Raw genomic sequence first — 19,143 nt, 5'->3', positions numbered from 1 at the left:
CGGCGCGGCTTTTTTCGCGTATGACCACATTTTGCGCGCCTAGTAGGCACATAAACGACCCAAGGCGCAAGAGTGAAATTGGAAGTTGACAGCTGTCAACGATGCCGGCGCGCAAGAAAATAGGGGCAACACCTTGCCGACTTGTTTCGGCGTTGCCAGCGGAGCGGGATCGGTCCGTCGAGTCGCCTCCTGCCGGTTGATAGCCAGCCGAATGAAGCTTCTATGCAGGCCCATGCACGAAGATCGGATCTGATCCGCGGGTTTTTTCGCATTATATTTCAATCGTTTACGTGATTTTCTGAGCAATTTCTTTATATTTTGCACGCCTGCCGCACACGATGCGACTTATCGTATTGATTTTATTGGCTTTCTACGCCTGCATAGAGCATTTCCCTACGACCTCACACACGCCGTCGAGCCTATACCCGGCGATTGTTGACAGCCGTCACCGGCTCTAGAGGACGCGGTTATGCGAGTTCATCTGGCAAGCCTCCGCGACGCGTGCGCCCAGCCTGCATCCGCGGTGCGCGGCACGACTAGCGAAGGAACGGTAGGTCCAAATTCAGCAGCTCAAGCGTTAAGCCGTTGGGCCCCCGCTCGTCCCGCGCAGAGTCGCCTAGCCTCAGAGGCAGCGACCGATAATTCATCCGATGATACGCCTTGTCATACACGCATTTTGCGTTCTATCTGTCATTTTATCGCCGGTTATCGCGCATCATATGCCATTTATTGGCATTTCATGCCACGGCCCGTCCGAGGTGCTTACATGCGCTTGCTGATCGTTGAGAGCCCTGCAAAGGCAAAGACCATTCAAACCTATCTCGGCTCTGACTGGCAGGTCGCCGCGTCGATGGGGCATATCCGCGATCTCCCCTCGGGTCGCATTGGCGTGTCGTCTCCGGACTACCGCCTCGAATATGTCGTGACAAAGCCAGACCAAGTTGCAAAGCTGGTGAGCTTGGCGAGACATGCCGACGAGGTGTTCCTCGCCACGGACCCGGACCGGGAGGGGGAGGCGATCTCCTGGCATCTAATGGAGGTGCTGAGGCTTCGCTCGCCTAAGCGCGTTACTTTCAACGCCATCACCGAGCAGACCGTAAAGGCGGCCGTCTCGGCCCCCCGCACTATCGACGAGGCGCTTGTGAGTGCGCAGGAGGCTCGGCGCGCCCTGGATCGCCTCGTGGGTTTCGAGGTCTCCCCCCTTCTGTCGCGGCTCCTCGCCACCAAGGCGAGCGCCGGCCGGGTGCAATCGCCGGCGGTTCGCCTGGTGGTGGAGCGCGAAGAGGCCATCGAACGTTTCACGCAGACGAAGCACTTCGGCGCACGCGTCGTGTTCGACGGCGGCAAGTGGACCGCCGAATGGGATACCAAACCCTGGCTCGGCAACGACGAGCAATACCTGCTCGATGTCGGCCGCGCGGAAAAGGCGGCCGGCTGTCGCGACTTCAAGGTGATCACCAGCGAGACGAAAATAGTCCCGCGTCAGCCGCCGGCCGCGTTCACGACCTCCGAGCTCCAGCAGGCCGCATTCAGGCGCTTCCGGTTCGACGTCGATGTCACCATGCAGCTGGCGCAGAAGCTCTACGAAGCGGGGCACATCTCCTATCACCGCACTGACAACCCCAATCTCGATCCGGAGGCCATCGCTGCTATCCGCGAGCTGGCAGGAGAACGCGGCTGGCCGGTTCCCGCCTCACCGCGGAAGTGGGCCTCCAAGGAGAGTGCCCAGGAGGCGCATCCCGCCATCCATCCAACCCACCTCGAGCGGGCTGTCGTCGGGGATGACGACAAGCAGCAGAAGCTCTACCAGCTCATCTGGCAACAGGCCGTCGCCAGCCAGCTCGCGGCGGCGGAGTATTTTGCGACAAACGTCGAGCTGGAATGCCAACAGGGAGAGGACCGCTATCGCTTCGGGGCGACCGGCCGCGTCCTGCAAAAGCCTGGCTGGCTCGTCCTTCAGGCGAAGGAGGGCGAGAACGACGACGAGGTGAAGCCTGACAGCAACGGCGCTGTGCCCGCGCTCCCGAAGGGGTCCTCGAAGCGCGCCGACAGTGGCGAAGTGCTCGCCAAGGCGACCACCCCGCCGACCCGGTACACACAGGCTACGCTGATCAAGGCCCTCGAAGCCGCCGGCGTCGGCCGGCCGGCCACATATGCCTCCATCATGCGCACCATCATGAAGGATCGGAACTTCGTCGAGGAAAAGGGCAAAGCCAAGCACCTCTTCCCCACAGCCATCGGGCGCGCCGTCGTCCAGGCGCTGCGCGGCAAGTACAGCTTCGTAGACCTCGACTTTACCCGCCGCGCCGAGGACGAACTCGACGACATCGCCTCCGGCAAAGCGCAGTACCGGGAGGTCATCTCGGGCATGCACCAGAAGCTGCGCGCCGAGATCGGCGTGCAGATGAAGGACATGGGCTTCGATCCGAACGGCCCCCTGCCTCCGTCCGATAAGGCCGTCACCTACGCCCGCTCGATCGCGCAGGCGCTCGGCATCGATCTTCCTGACGACACCGCCCGCAGCACGGCAGCGTTGCGCACCTGGATCGACGCCAACAAGAAAGCCTACGACGCTGCGCACGAGGCAGCATTTGCGGCGCGCATGGCCGGCGAACCGGCTTCCGAGAAGCAGATCAGCGTGATCCAGAGGGCAATTGACGAAGGCAAGGTGCCAGCACCTGAGGGCTGGCCCGCCATCTCGAAGCTCTCAGCCTCGAAGCTTCTCGACCAGATCATGGGCGGATCTTCCGATCGCAAGGCGTCGGACACACGCAAGAGCACAACCGGCGGCCGACGCAGCAGCAGGCGGGGGGAGGGCACCTCCGCCTCGGACGGCGCCCCCCGCTACGCCAGCGACAAGCAAATGGACCTGCTGCGCCGCCTGGTGGGCGACAAGAAGATCCGTCCGCCAGCCGGATGGCCCGACAAGGTGCTGATGGTCGACGCCAGTTCCGCCCTGGACAAGGCTTTCGGAAAGAGGGCATCGAAATGACCCTGACGCGCCCGGCCGTGCGCCCGTCAGCGCGGGAAGAGGGCAGGGTCCTCTTTCGCCCCCATCGCATCCTCATGGCCACCCGCCCGGTTATGAGCGCGGTCAGACCCCGCTGCCCAGCGTGCGCCGACGAGCCGGAGCGCGTCGCCTTCACCCCACTGGCCTTCCTGGCGAGCAACGAGCCATCTCCCCTCATGGAGGGGACGACAATTGAGTATCGGTGCGGCTGCGGCGCAACCTCCCACGGCATCGCCCTGTACGTAGCTAGCATCGTCGACCCGTGCGGGATAGGGCATTGCAATCCTCATCTCCTCGTCCAGATTCCCGATGAGCTCCAGACGTTCCACGCCAGGGCCACCAGTGGAGAAGAGTGGGGCATCACGCGCCGGCACTACCGGACGGGACGGATGCCCCATGGCGAGGACCCATTCCTCCCACATGGCCCCTTCGTGATCGACGAGCACCTGTTTGGGCCGCTTTCACGCCGAGGAACGTCCGCAGGCGCCTCCTGCCTCCTGGAGCGCCTCGCCCCGGCCGCATGCAGCTTTCTGCAGGCCTTCAAGGATAGCCGCTGAAAGCAGACGGCTACACGAGCCGTAGCAACCATACACCCTCACGACAGGGCAAAAACCTGGAGCAGCGAATGAGCAACATGGAAATCGTGAAGGAAATCCGTGTCGGCCACCTCTGCTGTGGCAGTGGGTTCGGCGCCAAAGGTTTCCGGAAAGGCAATGCCCGAGTGGGCAACATGGTCGCTCGGTTCCGGAACATTGGCGGTATCGATGTCGATCCGGCCGGCATCAGAGACTTCGAGCGCTTCGCCGGCGTCAAGGGCACTGTTCTCGATCTCATGACGCGGGAGCAATACCTCGCTTTCCACGAGAGAATGCCGCCGGCCGGCTGGCGGGAAGCGACAACGGCCGACGTGCAGCGCGCTATGCACTACGAGCGCCCGCACATCTGGTTCGTGTCCGCGCCATGTAAGGGATTTTCGGGACTGCTGTCCGAGCGGATCTCACTCTCCCCGAAGTACCAGGCGCTCAACGGACTCACGCTGCGCGCGGTGTGGCTGGCGCTCGAGGCCTTCAAGGATGACCCCGTCGAGTTCTTCCTCTTCGAGAACGTGCCCCGCATCGCGACGCGCGGTCGCTGGCTCCTCGACCAGATCCAGGCGCTCCTTGCCGCCTATGGGTATGCGTTTGCCGAGACCACGCACGACTGCGGCGAGCTCGGCGGCCTCCCCATCTGGGTCCAACCGCTGACGGTGGCCCTGTCGGTCGACACGCCGGAGACCATCGCATGAGCAGCATCCCGAGGCTCCAGCCGCGGACCCGCTGCGTCTGCTGCGACGGCAGCGGCGAAGTCACCTCCGCGTCAGGTGAACTGCGCCCCTGCAGCCGGTGCCGGTTTGCAGACTTCCGTGAAGAAGCCCGGTCGCCTGAAGGCGACGCACGCGACCGGGCGGGGAGGGGAGGGGAGGGGAGGGGAGGAGCGCCTCATGAAGATCCATATGCAGGTCGGAGAGCCGCCAATGCCTGAGCAGCCTATCCGCATCCAGCTCTCTCGCACCAGGGGCTGGCGGATGCCGGAGAACACCCTGAAGATCGACCGCTCAACGCGGTGGGGCAACCACTTCCACGTCATCGCCTGCGAGGACGGGGCCTTCGAGGTGCGGTGCCGGCTCCCCGACAGCGACAGCGCGCCCAAAGCCGCTGCAGGCACCCTGGCCGCGGCCCTCGGGGCCGCGGTGGGGCTCTACGGCGCCTGGCTCAATAGTGAATGGGGCATCCACACGCGTCGGCGCGCCAAAGACGAGTTGCGCAGCAAAAACCTCGCCTGCTGGTGCCGGCTCTGCGAGCGGCACCACGCCGGTCGACCATTTGGCGAGGCCTGCGCCGCGTGCCAGCCCTGCCATGCGGACGTACTCGGGCGGGTGGCGAACGGGCTGACCTGTGAGCCACTCGCGCCCGCAAGGACGGCGTGATGGGACAAGACAAGCCTATCGGCAAGCCCACCCCGCCCCGGTTGACGGACGCTCAAGGAACGGCTCCCACACAGCCGTCCGGGTTGACAGAACAGGAGATCGAGTTGACAGCCGTCAACTCCGAACCTCCCAGTGCCCGCCTCCTGACGGCGGCCGTCAAGAACGCGCTCGCTTACAACTACCGCGGCCCCGCGCACGCCATTCTCTTCGAGGTGGCGGACAGCACCGGCGCCGCGGCGTGTCGGCGCGCCGACGCGATCGCCATGTCCCTGTGGCCCTCGCGCGGACTGAACATCACCGGCTTCGAGGTCAAAGTCGCCCGTTCCGACTTCATGCGCGAGATGAAGAAGCCCGAGAAGGCGGACATCATCGCCCGCTATTGCGACGCATGGGTCCTGGTATCGACGCCCGGCGTGGTGCGAAACATGGACGAACTACCCCCAACCTGGGGCTGGATGGAACTCCAGGACATCGGCAACACCATCCTAACCACCCACCGCAAAGCCCCCGAGCGCCACGACGACAATCCGGCACAGCCCGTGGACCGCCAGTTCCTGGCGGCCCTCATGCGCCGCGCCGGCCAGGTGTCCGAGGACCGCCTCGCCGACGCCATCGAGGAGATGGAAAAGCGGCTCACCAACCAGCACAACATGGAGCAGAGGGTGGAAGCTGAGGTGCACCGGCGCCTCGGCGAGCGAACCGCCCTCGAAGAGCGCGTAAGCGCCTTCGAGCAAGCCTCCGGACTGGATCTCCGCAGTGGCAAGGGCCACGAGCACGTCCGCAAGCTAGGGCGCGCCGTCAAGGCCATGCTCCACGCTGAAGTTGAGGGCAGCACGCTTCCTCAACTTCTCTCCTACATCGAGATGACCGCCGACTGCCTGCGGGAAGGCATGCAGAAGTTCGGCATCCCCACAGGTGGGCAGACCGACCTGCTCACCCGCCACGCGTCTTCGCGCAAGAGGAGGTCCTGATGCCGTTCCACGTGAGAAACGAGGAAACCGAGCGCGCCGTGCGCGCCCTCGCCAAAGCGCTGGGCGTGGGTGTAACGGAGGCGGTGGGGATCGCGGCCCGCGAGGCGCTCCAGCGGCGCGCCTCGAAACTCCCCCTTGCGATGCGCCTGCGTCCTCTGCGCGAAGAGGTCGGTCTGCTCCGCGCTTCCATGGCCCGGATCATCCGGCACGACTGCGCCATTCCAGGCGAAGGCGCGAAGATCTTCCTCGCGGACACGGCCATCACGGCCATCCTAGAGGATCCCGACGGCGGCGCCTCGGGCCTTACAACAGCGGTGGAGGGGGCAGAACGGGCCTTCACCAGCCAGGTGGCGGCGCGGCGCGCCGAGAGGCTCCTGATGGACCGCAACCACCTGCCCGCCCGCATGGCGCACCATGCGGTGGAGGGCTTCATCGCCCTCGCCGGCGTAAAGACGCTTCCGGTCTCCGATGCCATCTACGCCAGCGCCCTCGAGGCGCGTGAGCGCCATCTCGATAGACGTCTCGCGGTCGGCGCCAACGCGCCGCCGGACGACGACGCCCTCCTGGACGACGCCTTCTGCGCCCAGTTCCGTGTCCCGCTCCATCGACTGGCGGTGGAGGCGCTACGATGACCCAGCTCGCACTCGCCCTGCCTGGCGGCTCTGGCACCGCGCCGCCGCTCCCCTCACCGCCAAACTGGCCGCTCGCCCCGCTCCGGCCGCGAGCCTATGGCCGCATTCTGGCCGACCCGGCCTGGAAGTTCAGCACTTGGTCGCCCGAAGGGCTCAGCAAGTCACCGGAGCAGCACTACCCGACGATGCAGCTCAAGGACATCAAGGCGCTTCCTGTGGCCGACATCGCCGCGCCCGACTGCCTGTTGATTCTCTGGAGCACATGGCCACACCTCAAGCAGGCAATGGAGGTGCTGGCGTCCTGGGGGTTCGACTACAAAACCGGCGGAAGCTGGATCAAGCGCACCAAGTACGGCAAGCTCGCCTTCGGCGGAGGCTACATCGTGCGCTCCTCGTGTGAGCCCTACCTGATCGGAACCCGCGGAAATCCCAAGGTCCATGTGAAAGACCAGCGCAATGTGCTGGAAACCGAGGAGAGGATCGAGACCGACGATCTCAGCCTGATCCCCGATCATATGGAAGCGCTCCGGCGCGAGCACAGCCGCAAGCCGCCCGACATGATCGAGATGCTGACCCGGATGCGTCCTGATGTCCCTGGGGCCGAGCTCTTCGCGCGAGAGACCGTGCCAGGGTATGACGTGTGGGGCAATGAGGTGACAAAGTTCAACTCGCTGCCCATCTCTTCGTGAACGGCTTCAGGGAGCCTCCATGATATCGACAATCGCCAGAACCCTCGCCGGCGCCGCTGCGCTGATGCTCTGCACCCTCGCGCTCCCCGCTTCGGCCGAGCCGCCAGCCACGCAGCAGCCGATGGCTGCCGGCAAGTGGGTTTCGGCCGACACGGACAAACCGGTTTCGGCTGCCAAGCGCGCGCAGATCTGTGCCAAGCCCAATTTCCACATGGTGGTGGGCGACACCACCTGGTCCGAATACGAGTCCGACGGACATTTCGTGCAGAAGTGCACGATCCCCAAGTGGACCATCAAGAAGGTGAAGAACCAGCCGACCTTCACCGGCGATCGCCCCAAGTGCGAGGCCTCTCAAGCCGAGGCCTTGGAGCAGGCGCCGCCCGTCGAGGGCGACGGCGACGAGGACTATGTCAGCCTCACCATCGTTGCGCTGGATCCGCGTACGGTCACCCTCAACGGCTGGCACTACATCCGCTGCGACTAAGCCGGCGGCCGGACGCCGTCGTCAGGATGCCCCAAAACAAGAAAGGCCCCGGCTGCGACCAGCCGGGGCCTTTCCTTTGGAGCAGCCTGTGTCAGATGACCTCGGCCGGTTCCGATTGCCGCCAGGCCAAGGCCGTCCCACCGACCATCGCAGTGCCTTCCCGCGCGCCGGCCGCCATCTGGACCTCGATCTTGCTCCAGGCGTCGGTGATCGCGCCGAGGCTTCCGAACACGCCGAGGGCCGCGGCCAGCCGCTCGCGACCTGTGGTCTCGCCCTGCTTATCGGGGAACAGCACAAGCGGCGCGCCCCACCGCAGGGCATGGCCGACGGCGTAGCCATACTGCTCATACATTGCGGCGCGAGCGCTCCTGAAGCACGCCACGTCGCCCGTGGCGATACCGGGCAGCCCCGCGACCTCAGCCGCCCGGCCTGACGCCCAGCTCCGCACGTCATTCTCATCGCGATGCGCCCACCGCGCGGCGGCCACGAAGGCGCCCTCGCTCGCCGGATCGACAGGCACGGGCTTCGCCGGCGCCGCCAGCAGGTGGCCGGGCAGGTTGCTCATGAACTGCGTCAGGCCACCGAAAATAACCGGCAACTGAAGCTCTCGGATGACCTGCGGCGCCCCTGAGCCCAGCAGATCGATAAACTCTCCGTCCCTGTCGATGCAGAAAAACCGCACCAGGTTGTCCAAGCGATCCGGATGGAACAGCGCTTCTTGGGACATCCCGCCGGAGCCCACAATGCCCGCGCGCTCGAGGGCTCCGACCACGGGCGCAAGCGCTCCGCTCAGCAGGAGTGCGCGTTCCACCCAGATGTCATGCCGCAGGCCCGGTTCTTCATAGCTCATGATGCATTACCTTTTTCCGAATTGAAGACGGTAGTCATGAAAACGTCTCCCTCGCGGCCGCCAGCCGCCAACGCTGCTCGGCAGCCGCGAGGGCCGTGCCCGGATCGCCGAGGGGCAGTCCAGCCCGCCTGTTGCCGGCCATTGCCGCAAGCTGCCTCATCGTGATCGGAAGAGCGCCGGCGGCGATAGCCCGCTCTCGAAGAGCCATGCAGACGTCGTAGTGATCGCCCTGGAACCACCGCCGAGCGAGCCCGATGCGCGCGGCCATGGTGTGAAGCTCGCTGTCGGTGTCGGCGATCATGTGGCTCATTCGCATGCGCCCGTACCGGCCCATCGGCCGAAGGTACATATCGTCAACATAGACGCTCATGCTCTGCTCATCGCCAGGTGTGGACAGGACAGAAGGGGCAGGAGCATGCGACCGCCAGACCCTAGACACGCATGGGCATAAGTACGAACCGGCAGTCGTCGTTCCCAACGGCCGCCAGCATGGCCGGCGAACCGGGATCCGCGAGCTCGAAACGAACCCGGTCCCCGGGCACGGCCCGCAGGATGTCCTGCACGTAGTTGCCGTTAAAGCCGATCGCGACGGGCTCAGCGTCATAGTCCGCCTCCAGCGCATCGGTCGCGGTGTGATCCGACTTACCGGCCGTCAGAGTCAGTTCGCCGCGCTCGAACGTGAACTTCACGCTGCGGTCCCGATCGCCGGAGACCGTGCTCACGCGATCAACGGCGGCCGCGAGCGCCCGGCGGTCCACCACGGCGAACTTGTCGTTGTTCCTGGGCAGCGCCCGCTCATAGTCTGGAAATTTGCCGTCGATGAGCTTCGAGGTGAACGACTTGGCGCCGAGACGCACCCGCACCAGGGTGGCGCTCAAGGAAACCTCCGCCAAGCTCTCCGGATCCTGAGCTTTCACGAGGCGCGCGATCTCTTCCATTGCCCTCCGCGGCACGATGGCGCCTGCGGCCGTCCCCGTGCCGGCGGGAGTCAGGAGCCGGAGCAGCGCCAGCCGATGCCCATCCGTCGCCGCCGCGCAGAGGCCCTCGCCGAGCGTCCCTTCTGCCACCTGGTGGAGGTAGACGCCCGTCAGGTAGTAGCGAGTCTCCTCCGTACTGGTGGCAAACACAACCCGGTCCAGCACCTTCTCGAGATCGGCAATCTTCATGTCGAGCCGCGTGGGAAAGGCGTCCTCTTTGGTCGCAGGAAACTCATGGGCCGGCAGGGTGTGCAAGTTGACGCGGCTGCGGCCGGTTCGCACGGACAAGTCGCTCCCGCTGATCGTCGCCTTGTCCTCCAGCGTCACCTGCGCGCCGCTCGGCAGCTTCTTCAGAAAGCTCCCGAGCGTCGCCGCCGGCACCGCTATCTGCCCACACTCGGCAATCTCGGCCGGGACGATCTCCGTCAATGTCATCGACAGATCCGTGGCGGTAACCGTGAGCACGTTGTCCTGCGCCTGCAGGAGCACATGGCTCAGGCTCGGCACGACCTTCCCCACGGCAATGTCCTTCATGCCCGCCAGAACACGGGCCAGGCGATCGCCCTCCACCACGAGTTTCATCGCGTCGCCTCGCCGGCAGTGCCTTCCGCCGCGCGCCGCGCGGCTACGGCCATATCCATGAAAGTGTTCCCCTGACACCTGCCCACGGAACCACAACAACGCATCGGCCGTACAGACATCTAGGGCGTCACTCCGGGCCCGCCATAGGCGGCCTCCGGCACATCCTCCGCGTCTTCATCGATGATGTAGTCATCGAGACACGCCCTGTAGCTTTCGGCTTCCTCCAGATACCCACCGATATGCTTCACGAACCTCAGCTCGTACCGCCCGTCGCTGAGGTCTGCATCGAATTCGCACGGCAGCTCCAATTGAAATGTGCTGTCCGTGTACTCCTGCGAATCGCGCTCCGCCCATGCGCTGCAGCGCTTCAGATGCGTATTCATGACGCCGGCTGCCGCGGTCTGGAAGGTCCGGTAGGCGCTGTCCACCCGCCCCATCAGCTCCCGGACATCATCGATATCCGCGCCAAGATCCTCTACCCAATCGCTGAATGTCACGGCCTCGATCCCGGCAAGGTTTCCCCTCAGCTCGTCAAGGGCCCCCTGCAATGACGGCCGGTCGCCGAACACCGGCAGGTGATACCTTGCGTCGCGGGTCTGCGCCCAGGGATCTTCGCCTTCGGGCTTACCAACATCAACAGCGCTGCTCGATGCATCCCGCCCCGCACCACTGCCGTTTGTGATACCGATCTTCAGCATCTCAGCCTCCTGGATCTTCGCACCTAAGGGCGCCCCAGAGGGCGCCCAGGTGCTTCGCACTGCGGGGAGGAAGCGTCAGAACTTGTAGGCGAGGCCGAGGCGCGCCGTCAGGAAGTCCGGCTTGACGTTGTAGCTGACACCCCAGGCCGGGTAGGACATCGAGGCGCTTTCAGCCGAGAGCGTGTACTCGCCCTCGACACGGAGCAGCCAGTTGCCGCCGACGAGCGCCTCAATACCGGCGCCGAGCAGAAGCCCGTTGCGGTAACCGTCGTTGTAGACGGCGCCCGTCGCCGGCCAGCCGACAATGCCATCGACACTCGAGTTCACCGACACGTTGGTGAAGGCCCAGCCCACCTTGGTGAACACCAGCGCGGTGGGGGTCACGAGATAGCCGATGCGGCCGCTGATGGCGAACTGCCAGTCGCTGTCCGCGAAGGCGCCGAAGTCGTTGCCGTTGTCGAACGCCGCATTGAGCCAGGTGGCCTCGCCCTCGACGCCGAGCACGAACGTATCGAGCTGGAAATTGTAGCCAGCGTAGACGCCGGTCGAGAAGCTCGAGGAACCGAAGGCACCGTTGTCGTAGCTGATCACGTTCCCGGTGGAGAAATTGAACACGTCGCTGTCGGCATTGGTGTTGGCGAAGGTCGCGCCAAGCGCGCCGCCGAGATAGAAGCCGGTCCAGCCAGCGGCGCCGGCGAGCGGCGCAGGCGCCAGCGTCCCCTTGATCGGATACGAGAAGTCGGCGGCGATAGCACTCCCCGCGGAGGCACCCGTGGCCAGCACGAGCGCGGTAGAGGCGGCGATGACGAGCTTCATGAGATGACGATTCCTTGTATTGACGCAGCCAGATCGATCCGTCACCCGGACGATAATCGTCAATCTGTCCCCACAATCGAACGGCTTCAAGCCTCAAACGTCATTTTGTGTGAATTAACCGCATCAAGTTGCCATTACGCCACATATCATCGTCAATTCATGCGCATCATCGCCATATTCACTATGTTCCGCCAGTTTCTGCTTTTTCCTCGCCCCATTGCGCGAAACAAAGGACCGCTACCACATCCTGCGCGACCACCATCACGGTGGCCGCGGGCCAGCCGATGGCTGCAGAACTCACATCGCGGGGCTCACAAGGTGGCCGCGAAAGGGTGGCGCCGGCGCATCAGCACCCAGCACTTCTCGCAAATCCCGCATGAACACCTCGATCACGCTTAGGCTCGCCGTGTGGTCGAAAGCCTGGCTGAAACCGAAAGCACCACCAGCGGTCGCTGCATGAGGCGACGCGGCAATTGCAGCGGGAACCGTGCGCGCGAGGATTTCAGCGGGCTGGAGGGCATATGCCTTCCAGCCCGCATTCGCCGGTCCAGCCGCCTCCTCCCAGATCTTCATGACCCGTCGTGTCGACGCGATGAGGCCGCTGTCCTCCATGAGATCTAGGATGGCCTTTCGCCGCTCGGGAGCCCGCCCATAATCGACCAGGTGCGTGAACTCGTGCATAGCCGCGCCACTGGCGAAAGGCGAAAGGCGTACCATGCCGGTAAATTTCGCAATCATCGCCATGCCTTCCGCCGCACCGTCCAGGGACGGCTCCTTCGACACGGCGACCTGGACCGGCCGGCCGGCCAACATCTCGCTGAGGCCTCCCTCGCCCTCGAAGCCCAAGATCCGCTGCATGCTCATCAGGCTTTCCGCGAGCCGATACCGAGTCTGGATGATCAGACCTTGCGGTATCGTGACATCCAGCACTCGGACACACGCCGCTGCCTGCCCCGCCCGGCTCGTGTCGAGACCCACGAACCGGTAGACCTCCTCGGTGAGATCCTTCGGCTCCGGCCGCTCGCCATCCAATACCGTGAAGGGCAATCGATTGGCCGCCTTTTCCAGGACGGAGGCCATCATTGCGCGCTCGCTGGCCACCTCATGGCGCTGCATCACCTGCGCCACCTCAGCGCTGCTCTCAACCTGGGCCACGAGCTCCGGCCGGCGCCGCGCTGCGCGCACGACCGCGGAGAGCGCATCCGCATCACCCGCGGCCGCAAGGTTGAGCGCCTTCTCGCAGTCTCCCAGCTCCGGACGGAGGCCGCGCAAGAGACACAGCGCATGGCTAACGGCAAGGGTCGCGTCGACATAGCCATGCGCTGTGCCGATACGATCCCAAAGTCCCAGGACGCCGCCGGCAAACGGGACGTGCTGCTGACCCTTGCCGCCAGATATCATGCCGACGGCGCGCCGCGCCATATCCACCTTTTGCAGGATCTCTGCCCGGCGGTCCTCGGTCATGCCCGCCACGAACCTCTCTACCGGGATCTGCGCCTTCGCACCCCTCTGGGCAGGGGCGCGACCCCCTTCCGGTTCGGGCACGGAGTCGTCCTGCAGTCGCTCTTCCCGCCGCGACCGCTCGCCTGCGGCGGCGCTCACGGCAAGCTTGCTCTCCAACTGTCTCGCCCTGATCTCCAACTCGTCAGCGAAACTCTTGATCAGTTCCGCACCCTGCCGCGCAAGGGCCGCAAGGCCGAGCAGGTCGCCCGCATGCAAGCCCGCGTCCCAGCCCTCCGGCTTGCGGTCCATGTCGAGCACTTTCAGAATCTCCCACCCCTCGACGAGCGCCCCCCAGACATCTGGGAACTGGTCCCGGAACGCGCCCCTGTCTGGCGTGTTTTTGTCCGCAGCCTCCTTGCACAGCCGGTTTGCCGCCGTGCGCAGGCTGTCGGCCACCCTCCCTAACTCACCGCGCAGCGCCTTCAGGCCATCGCCCAAACGCCCCTCGCCATCCAGCGCGCTCACAATCCCGCGCAGCAAGTCCACCGCCGAGCCCCCGGATTGGCGGTCAAACGGCGCCTTGCTGACCAGCGTGCGCTCCAAGGCTTCCATCACGTCTTCCAGGCGATCCACCATCCCGAACGAAGGCGGAGTCGCGTTCAGAAGTCCGAGGTGTGCGGCCTTGATATCCCTGCCCTCGCACACGTGCCGGACGTTTTGCAATTCTGCGAGCGCGGTCTCGGCGAACCGCCTCGCCTGCTGCCGGTCTCGCTCTCCGGGACCGGTCTCGCCGCCTTGATCGAGGCACCGCTCAATCTGAACGGCCAGGAGCGCCACCATCAAAGTGCCCCCCTGACCGAATCCGACAGCCTCACTGACCCGAGGCTCACCGCGCCCGACAAGACGCTCCCTCATCTTGTCCTCACATGGGGCAAGCCGGTCGGCGATCCGCACTCGTCCAGGCAACTGGGTGCGCGGCAGCCATTCGCAGGCCCTCCGGGCGATGCCCCCGACATCTCGCAATACCGCCTGCCCAGCTGCGGCCAGCTCGTGCGCCGCCTGGTCGAGTGCGCGCGCCAGCAGGAGACGCTGGCGTCCTGTGGCCATGCCGTTCTCACCGGTGGCGGCAGTCACTGCCGTGCGATACGCCAAGCCCGCCGCAGTCCAAGCTTCCTGCGCGGCGCGAAACCTATCCTTCTCCTCCCCGGTACCGAAGCTATCCAGCACACTGCCCGTCCACGGCAAAAGATCCAATGCCAGCTCTGCGAAAATACCGCCGGCTTCAAACCCGCGGTCGGCCGACGCCAGGATCTCGCGCGTCGACCAAATGCCGTAGGGATCGGGAGCCACGCCCTGGGCATCTCGCAGAGCCTGCCTGAACGCCGCCTCCGGCGAAATGACAAGCCCTGGCACAGCGGACTCCGGCTCGAAGCCGACCAGGTCCGCGTCATGCAGCGGGATCGACGGATTGCGGTGGGGCCGCTCGCGCGCCGCGGCTAATCGCTCCCGACCGAAAAAAGGCGCCAGGATCACATCATAATCGGTTGCCCCGATTGCGCCGAAATGGTCGAAATCGCAGCCGTTGTCGTAGACCACCCATCCATGCATGAGGGCCTTCAGCTGAACATCCTCTCCCGCCGGCTCTCTCAGCCGCAGCCGTGTCAACTCTACGCCGCTCCTGCTCTGGACGAGATCGATCCGTGCGTCCGGTGCCAGGTCGAACCACTGCTGCATCTGATCCTCCGTCCTCAGCAATCGACCAAATAGGTCGAACTCCCGCCATCGTCATCGCCGCCGGCCTCATAGGTGCCGTCCTCGCCCTCCTCGATCGGCGCGACCTCGATCTCGTCGAACCGATGGGCGGGAGCAGCATGCGTGTCGAAGCGCCAGGACGTCCGCCACCGACCCGGTCCTAGCCGCGACATGAACATGGCCTCCTCCACGCGCTTCTGCAGCGTGATCGCCGATACATCCTGCCGGATCTGATCGTCGAAGAAGGCCCCTTCGGAATAGGCTCGGACGAGCACACCCTCCTGTTCGCCCTCGACCACAACCCCCACCGCCTCAAGCACCGCCGCTCCGTCCGCCATGCTCCCGAAAGAAACCACGAAGGCATCCTCGACGTCCGAGCGCTCCCGCTCAACGAGCATCCAGATGCTGCCATCGGGCACAGTCCAGAACGAGGTCTCGCCAACGGGCGGGCATGGAGCGAGTGCGAACAGCTCGCCCAGGAAAGACGCCGCACTCACCGCCCGGTAGCCCCGCCCGTCGAGGCTGCGACCTCGGATCAGGTCAAGCCCCCGGAGGGCGCGCGGACGCGCCACCTCAAGTTGCCGAGAGAGATCCTTATTCTCCACCGACAGAGGCAATACGGCCATGGGTTCCTCCTTATGCCTGATCCACTCGCATGCCCTGCCGAGCCATGCGCACTCGATTCGCGAGCATCTGCACGAAGGTCGTCAGGAGCCGCGCCCCGACCTCGTCCACCAGCTTGCGAAAACGCCGGTCCGCGCCACCCGGCGGGCTCAGGCGTCGAAGCAGTTCCGCCCCTCGCTCCTGCCGCGCTCTGCGCTCCCTGTCGCCAGCCCGCGCCGCCACCCCGAGATCAACCACCTCGCGCACCGTGCCAGGTGCCTCCGCGAAGTCGCCGAACCCATCCACCGGATCATCGCCTGCATCCTGAAAGGCGTCCTCGAAGCGCACGCCCACCGGTTCGCCGAAGCCTACGGCCTCGGAAACCGGCTCCAGCGGGCCGTCGGCGGACGGGACCGAGCCCTGCCAGCGCCGCATCAACTGTCCTTCGTCGTCGAACGACCGCGCCACGTCACTCCCCTCCCGTCTCAACGGCAAGCAGTGCCGCCTTCAGGACCGAAAGGCGTGCGCGCTGCTCCGTGTCGGACTGGCGCAACGACAGCGCCAGAGCGCGCAGCCGGCTTAGCTCCACCAGCAGCCCGCGCTCGGACTGCCCCGTGAGCCCGGCGCTCCATGCCTCATAATCCGCTCCACCGCCGTAGCGCTTCAGCAGCTCGTCGAGGCTCTCCGACAGACTGGTGTCGCTCGAAGAAGTCAGCGCCATAGAACCGGTGGCACCCCTGGTGTGGACAGCAGCCACCGCTGACAGGGACGCCAGCGCCGGGCTTCGCAACGCCTCCACGCGCCGGGCGCGCTGCAGCTGCGTCACCTGCCCGACCGTGGTGAGCGTTGCCGGCTTGTCTACAGGTAGACCCGCCATGTGGGCGACCACGGCGGCCTTGTCCGCTGCACTGGCGGTGATATCGAAAAGCAGCGACGCATCCACCTTATCCAAGCTCTCCAGGCGCGTCGCCACGGCCTCCTGTGCCGTCGCTACTGCGCCGGGAGCCACATCCAGTGCAGCGATCGCGCCAAGACCGATCTCCCGGCGCGCGGCCAGCGCCGAATTGACCCCATGCATCAGGGCGATCGTCTTGCAAACTTTCACGCCCTGTCCCGTGTCGATCCCATAATCCTGCTGTGCCTTGACGATGCGCTGGTTGATGTCCTGCTGGTTAATCGTCGAGGCCAGGGCCTGGTTGATCTGTGCCTTCGCCGTATTGGCGCGCGATGCCTCAAGATCCACCTGCTTGGTCTGCACCTTCATCGCAGACGTGAGCAACTGGGCGGTGGTGGTCATGGAGGCGGCCAGGGCGCTCTGCATGGCCAAAACCTGACTGTTGAGACTCGCCTGCACACTATTGTGCTGCGCCTTCCATATGGGATCGAGCACGAAGCACGTCGCTGCCGACGCCTGTCCCGCCCAGACCACCAGGCCCGCACCCATCCCGGCCGCCAGCAGCATTTTCCCGAATGGCCGCATAAGCCCCGATCGCGGCATCACCGGCCCCTCCCCACCGCCGGTGGTTCGGATGCTTGGCCCTCCCGCTCAAGGGCCCTGTTGACGCGCGCCAGCAGTAGCGCCGCCGTCACCGCCTCCTCCCGTGTGGAGGTCTTAATCTGAAGGGCGAGGGTCGCTATGTTCGCGGCTTCCATCCGCACCGCGTCCTGAAGCACCCCGCGCTCAGACTGCCCCGCGATGCTGGCTGCCCAGGTCTCCCCTCCGTCCTCCCCGACCCAGTGCGCGTCCAGCGCCCGCATCTTCTCCACCACGCCGCCGGTCCTAAAGTCACTTGCGACATCCGCCATCACAAAGGCCGACATCGACTTCGTCGAGTCCATCTGGGCCTTGCGCAGCTTGGCGTGCTGCGCGGCAATTCCATTGCCCGCCGTCATCGCGGCAGGGTCCGGCGGCCCCATCACGAACGAGATGTACTTCGCCGCCTTCGCGGCATCACCGCCAAACAGCGTGCTGGCATCGAAGGGACCGCTCTGGGACAGGCTAATCCAGTCCGCAGGATCACCGTAGCCGCCGGGTTTCCAAACCGCGTCCCCCAGGATCGTTCTACGAGTATCCGCCTTGTTCTCCACCGCGCCGAAGAACCCGGCGGCCTTACTCACGTTGCCGCAGGCCCTATAGCCCGTCGCCTCGTAGCGCGTTTTCGCGTCCACCACCTCCTGAGCCTGGCGCGCGCTTACGATGGCGGCGGCGGCCGCCTCGCCAGCTTGCTTCTCCGTGGTAAGGGCGGCATCGCCGGACACGGACTGCTGCATCGTCATGACCTTAAGTGCCGACAGAATATTGGCTCGATTGACCTCATCCAAGGCGAGGAGTCCGGCCTGCGACGTCGCGATTTGGGTGGCGACAGCCGTGCCGAGCACCGCTGTCTGAACATTCACGCGCACCTCCACGCCGGCGCAGGTCTGGGCCCCCGCTGGCGTCATGGACCCGAACAATGCAAGGGCCAGACCGTAGACGCGGGCCCAACGCCCGCTCCACCTCTCCGGCAAGCGCACTCGTTCCCTACTCATCGTCGCCCCCCATCTTGCCTGAGACGACCGACCATACCGTGCCGCGGACAGCCGTCGCGAAAGCGCCAGTCCGGCGCGCAGCAGCCCGCGCGCTGTTCGCTCCCCAACCGCTGTCCGCCATGCTGACGGTGGGCAGCGGAGCAAGAGTATCCAGATAGTCTCCGGCAACCATGAATTCTTCCGGGCCGACATCTTCCCGCCCCATAAATATCGAGGCATCGGTGTCACCCGCCGGCGTCCCACCGCTCGCGGTGGCAGCTGTGCACCAGCTGTAGCGAGCACGCTCCTGGGCTGAGCAATAAAACCCGGCCCGCGCAGCCTGCAGCGCCACACTGCGCGCGGTGGCGTCGCCGCCGCCGGTCAGCCAAGCCGCATCGGCGGCGGCGGCTGCCGCTTGCACCTTCACCGACGACTTTTCCGCAATGGCCATGCCGAACATGCGGTCCTTCGAGCTGCACACGCCATAGCCCTGCCCCTGCTCCGCGCCATGACTGGCTTGAGCACGCACAGCGCGCATATTGACCTCGTGCTGGCCCACCGCCGCCGCTAGACCCGTGCGGGCTTGGCCTTCGGCCGAGTTCCGCACCGTCCGGGATACATCCAATTGGCTGGTTGCGACCTTAATCGCCGAGACCAAGTTGCCGAACGCCGCCTGCGCGGCGGCGAGATCCGCCTGAGCGAGAGCAGCTGAGGCACTCACACACTGCATCCAGGACAGTGTGAGTGCGATCGTTATGGCCCTGACACAGGGGCTAGGCCACGCCATCAGCCATCCCCCCGGGCCAGCCCGCCAAAAGCGCCTGCCCGGCAGCGAGATTCCGCGTCATGCCACCCATGTTCCCCCCCTCGACACAGCCCACCGTGGAAGCGTCAACAGCGGCTACGAACCGGCAGATCGCCACATATTCCACCGGATTTTGGGCCTCGACGAAGCCCAGCGCTGCCTGGTGATATGCGCTGCCCATGGCCGCGCGCTGCCATACGAACAGCCAAGCCTCACCGTCCGTACCGAACCGCGAGGCTCCCAAAAGCCGGCCCATCTGCCAATGTCCGTCAGCCGATCCCGGCCGCTCGAAGATGCCCCACCCCTCGGCCCGGGCCCGCCGCCAGTCGAATTCACACTCCCCCATGCCCAGCTCCG

The 19,143-nt window shown here is 65.4% G+C and carries 19 protein-coding genes; 7 read left to right on the top strand and 12 right to left on the bottom strand.

Annotated elements, in window-relative coordinates:
• The first annotated feature begins 766 nt into the window (after positions 1-766).
• The 7 genes from topA to L0966_RS19695 all read left to right on the top strand — a co-directional run bounded on the left by topA (position 767) and on the right by L0966_RS19695 (position 7,752).
• Entirely contained in the window at positions 767-2,992 is a 2,226-nt protein-coding gene (topA, locus tag L0966_RS19725) for a type I DNA topoisomerase (protein WP_234053755.1), read from the top strand.
• 643 nt (positions 2,993-3,635) lie between these two features.
• A complete protein-coding gene (locus L0966_RS19720) occupies positions 3,636-4,295 on the top strand; it encodes a hypothetical protein (protein ID WP_234053754.1) in 660 nt (219 codons plus the stop codon).
• Between the two features lie 195 nt (positions 4,296-4,490).
• Positions 4,491-4,976 carry a DUF4326 domain-containing protein gene (locus L0966_RS19715; RefSeq protein WP_234053753.1) on the top strand — a complete coding sequence of 162 codons (486 nt, stop codon included), beginning with the start codon at positions 4,491-4,493 and terminating at the stop codon, positions 4,974-4,976.
• Positions 4,976-5,947 (top strand): hypothetical protein, encoded by a 972-nt coding sequence (locus L0966_RS19710; protein ID WP_234053752.1) that lies wholly within the window; start codon positions 4,976-4,978, stop codon positions 5,945-5,947. The genes L0966_RS19715 and L0966_RS19710 overlap by 1 nt, the downstream gene beginning before the upstream one ends.
• Positions 5,947-6,579 carry a type II toxin-antitoxin system VapB family antitoxin gene (locus tag L0966_RS19705; protein WP_234053751.1) on the top strand — a complete coding sequence of 211 codons (633 nt, stop codon included), beginning with the start codon at positions 5,947-5,949 and terminating at the stop codon, positions 6,577-6,579. The genes L0966_RS19710 and L0966_RS19705 overlap by 1 nt, the downstream gene beginning before the upstream one ends.
• The gene (locus L0966_RS19700; protein ID WP_234053750.1) at positions 6,576-7,268 is read left to right on the top strand and encodes an MT-A70 family methyltransferase; all 693 of its coding nucleotides are present in this window, start codon (positions 6,576-6,578) and stop codon (positions 7,266-7,268) included. Before L0966_RS19705 ends, L0966_RS19700 begins: the two co-directional genes overlap by 4 nt.
• 19 nt (positions 7,269-7,287) lie before the next feature.
• On the top strand, positions 7,288-7,752 hold the full coding sequence (locus L0966_RS19695) for a hypothetical protein (RefSeq protein ID WP_234053749.1): 465 nt from the start codon (positions 7,288-7,290) through the stop codon (positions 7,750-7,752).
• Between the two features lie 91 nt (positions 7,753-7,843).
• Here L0966_RS19695 and L0966_RS19690 read toward each other — a convergent pair whose 3' ends face one another.
• The 12 genes from L0966_RS19690 to L0966_RS19635 all read right to left on the bottom strand — a co-directional run bounded on the left by L0966_RS19690 (position 7,844) and on the right by L0966_RS19635 (position 19,132).
• Positions 7,844-8,602 (bottom strand): hypothetical protein, encoded by a 759-nt coding sequence (locus L0966_RS19690; RefSeq protein WP_234053748.1) that lies wholly within the window; start codon positions 8,600-8,602, stop codon positions 7,844-7,846.
• A 34-nt stretch (positions 8,603-8,636) separates the two neighbouring features.
• On the bottom strand, positions 8,637-8,972 hold the full coding sequence (locus L0966_RS19685; protein ID WP_234053747.1) for a DUF4031 domain-containing protein: 336 nt from the start codon (positions 8,970-8,972) through the stop codon (positions 8,637-8,639).
• 61 nt (positions 8,973-9,033) lie between these two features.
• On the bottom strand, positions 9,034-10,161 hold the full coding sequence (gene dnaN, locus L0966_RS19680; RefSeq protein WP_234053746.1) for a DNA polymerase III subunit beta: 1,128 nt from the start codon (positions 10,159-10,161) through the stop codon (positions 9,034-9,036).
• Positions 10,162-10,280: 119 nt separating this feature from the next.
• Positions 10,281-10,859, bottom strand: coding sequence for a hypothetical protein (locus tag L0966_RS19675; protein WP_234053745.1), 579 nt, complete (start codon positions 10,857-10,859; stop codon positions 10,281-10,283).
• Between the two features lie 75 nt (positions 10,860-10,934).
• The gene (locus L0966_RS19670; RefSeq protein ID WP_234053744.1) at positions 10,935-11,675 is read right to left on the bottom strand and encodes an outer membrane protein; all 741 of its coding nucleotides are present in this window, start codon (positions 11,673-11,675) and stop codon (positions 10,935-10,937) included.
• Between the two features lie 297 nt (positions 11,676-11,972).
• Positions 11,973-14,852, bottom strand: a complete 2,880-nt coding sequence (locus L0966_RS19665; protein WP_234053743.1) for a hypothetical protein — start codon at positions 14,850-14,852, stop codon at positions 11,973-11,975.
• Between the two features lie 14 nt (positions 14,853-14,866).
• Entirely contained in the window at positions 14,867-15,496 is a 630-nt protein-coding gene (locus L0966_RS19660) for a hypothetical protein (protein ID WP_234053742.1), read from the bottom strand.
• A gap of 10 nt (positions 15,497-15,506) precedes the next feature.
• A complete protein-coding gene (locus L0966_RS19655) occupies positions 15,507-15,941 on the bottom strand; it encodes a hypothetical protein (RefSeq protein WP_234053741.1) in 435 nt (144 codons plus the stop codon).
• 1 nt (position 15,942) lies between these two features.
• Positions 15,943-16,917, bottom strand: a complete 975-nt coding sequence (locus L0966_RS19650) for a hypothetical protein (RefSeq protein WP_234053740.1) — start codon at positions 16,915-16,917, stop codon at positions 15,943-15,945.
• Between the two features lie 53 nt (positions 16,918-16,970).
• On the bottom strand, positions 16,971-17,870 hold the full coding sequence (locus tag L0966_RS19645) for a hypothetical protein (RefSeq protein ID WP_234053739.1): 900 nt from the start codon (positions 17,868-17,870) through the stop codon (positions 16,971-16,973).
• Between the two features lie 124 nt (positions 17,871-17,994).
• Complete coding sequence (locus L0966_RS19640) at positions 17,995-18,702, bottom strand: hypothetical protein (protein ID WP_234053738.1); 708 nt, start codon at positions 18,700-18,702, stop codon at positions 17,995-17,997.
• Positions 18,703-18,754: 52 nt separating this feature from the next.
• Entirely contained in the window at positions 18,755-19,132 is a 378-nt protein-coding gene (locus tag L0966_RS19635; RefSeq protein ID WP_234053737.1) for a hypothetical protein, read from the bottom strand.
• Positions 19,133-19,143 lie beyond the last annotated feature (11 nt).

Source organism: Xanthobacter sp. NM-59, assembly GCF_021401125.1.
Taxonomy (GTDB): Bacteria; Pseudomonadota; Alphaproteobacteria; order Rhizobiales; family Xanthobacteraceae; genus Xanthobacter.
This window is presented reverse-complemented; position numbering and strand designations above follow the sequence as displayed.

What these genes read in the sequence shown, in the direction of transcription:
- topA (WP_234053755.1), top strand. Translation starts at nt 767, where the DNA reads ATGCGCTTGCTGATCGTTGAGAGCCCTGCAAAGGCAAAGACCATTCAA.
- L0966_RS19720 (WP_234053754.1), top strand. Translation starts at nt 3,636, where the DNA reads ATGAGCAACATGGAAATCGTGAAGGAAATCCGTGTCGGCCACCTCTGC.
- L0966_RS19715 (WP_234053753.1), top strand. Translation starts at nt 4,491, where the DNA reads ATGAAGATCCATATGCAGGTCGGAGAGCCGCCAATGCCTGAGCAGCCT.
- L0966_RS19710 (WP_234053752.1), top strand. Translation starts at nt 4,976, where the DNA reads ATGGGACAAGACAAGCCTATCGGCAAGCCCACCCCGCCCCGGTTGACG.
- L0966_RS19705 (WP_234053751.1), top strand. Translation starts at nt 5,947, where the DNA reads ATGCCGTTCCACGTGAGAAACGAGGAAACCGAGCGCGCCGTGCGCGCC.
- L0966_RS19700 (WP_234053750.1), top strand. Translation starts at nt 6,576, where the DNA reads ATGACCCAGCTCGCACTCGCCCTGCCTGGCGGCTCTGGCACCGCGCCG.
- L0966_RS19695 (WP_234053749.1), top strand. Translation starts at nt 7,288, where the DNA reads ATGATATCGACAATCGCCAGAACCCTCGCCGGCGCCGCTGCGCTGATG.
- L0966_RS19690 (WP_234053748.1), bottom strand. Translation starts at nt 8,602, where the DNA reads ATGAGCTATGAAGAACCGGGCCTGCGGCATGACATCTGGGTGGAACGC.
- L0966_RS19685 (WP_234053747.1), bottom strand. Translation starts at nt 8,972, where the DNA reads ATGAGCGTCTATGTTGACGATATGTACCTTCGGCCGATGGGCCGGTAC.
- dnaN (WP_234053746.1), bottom strand. Translation starts at nt 10,161, where the DNA reads ATGAAACTCGTGGTGGAGGGCGATCGCCTGGCCCGTGTTCTGGCGGGC.
- L0966_RS19675 (WP_234053745.1), bottom strand. Translation starts at nt 10,859, where the DNA reads ATGCTGAAGATCGGTATCACAAACGGCAGTGGTGCGGGGCGGGATGCA.
- L0966_RS19670 (WP_234053744.1), bottom strand. Translation starts at nt 11,675, where the DNA reads ATGAAGCTCGTCATCGCCGCCTCTACCGCGCTCGTGCTGGCCACGGGT.
- L0966_RS19665 (WP_234053743.1), bottom strand. Translation starts at nt 14,852, where the DNA reads ATGCAGCAGTGGTTCGACCTGGCACCGGACGCACGGATCGATCTCGTC.
- L0966_RS19660 (WP_234053742.1), bottom strand. Translation starts at nt 15,496, where the DNA reads ATGGCCGTATTGCCTCTGTCGGTGGAGAATAAGGATCTCTCTCGGCAA.
- L0966_RS19650 (WP_234053740.1), bottom strand. Translation starts at nt 16,917, where the DNA reads ATGGGTGCGGGCCTGGTGGTCTGGGCGGGACAGGCGTCGGCAGCGACG.
- L0966_RS19635 (WP_234053737.1), bottom strand. Translation starts at nt 19,132, where the DNA reads ATGGGGGAGTGTGAATTCGACTGGCGGCGGGCCCGGGCCGAGGGGTGG.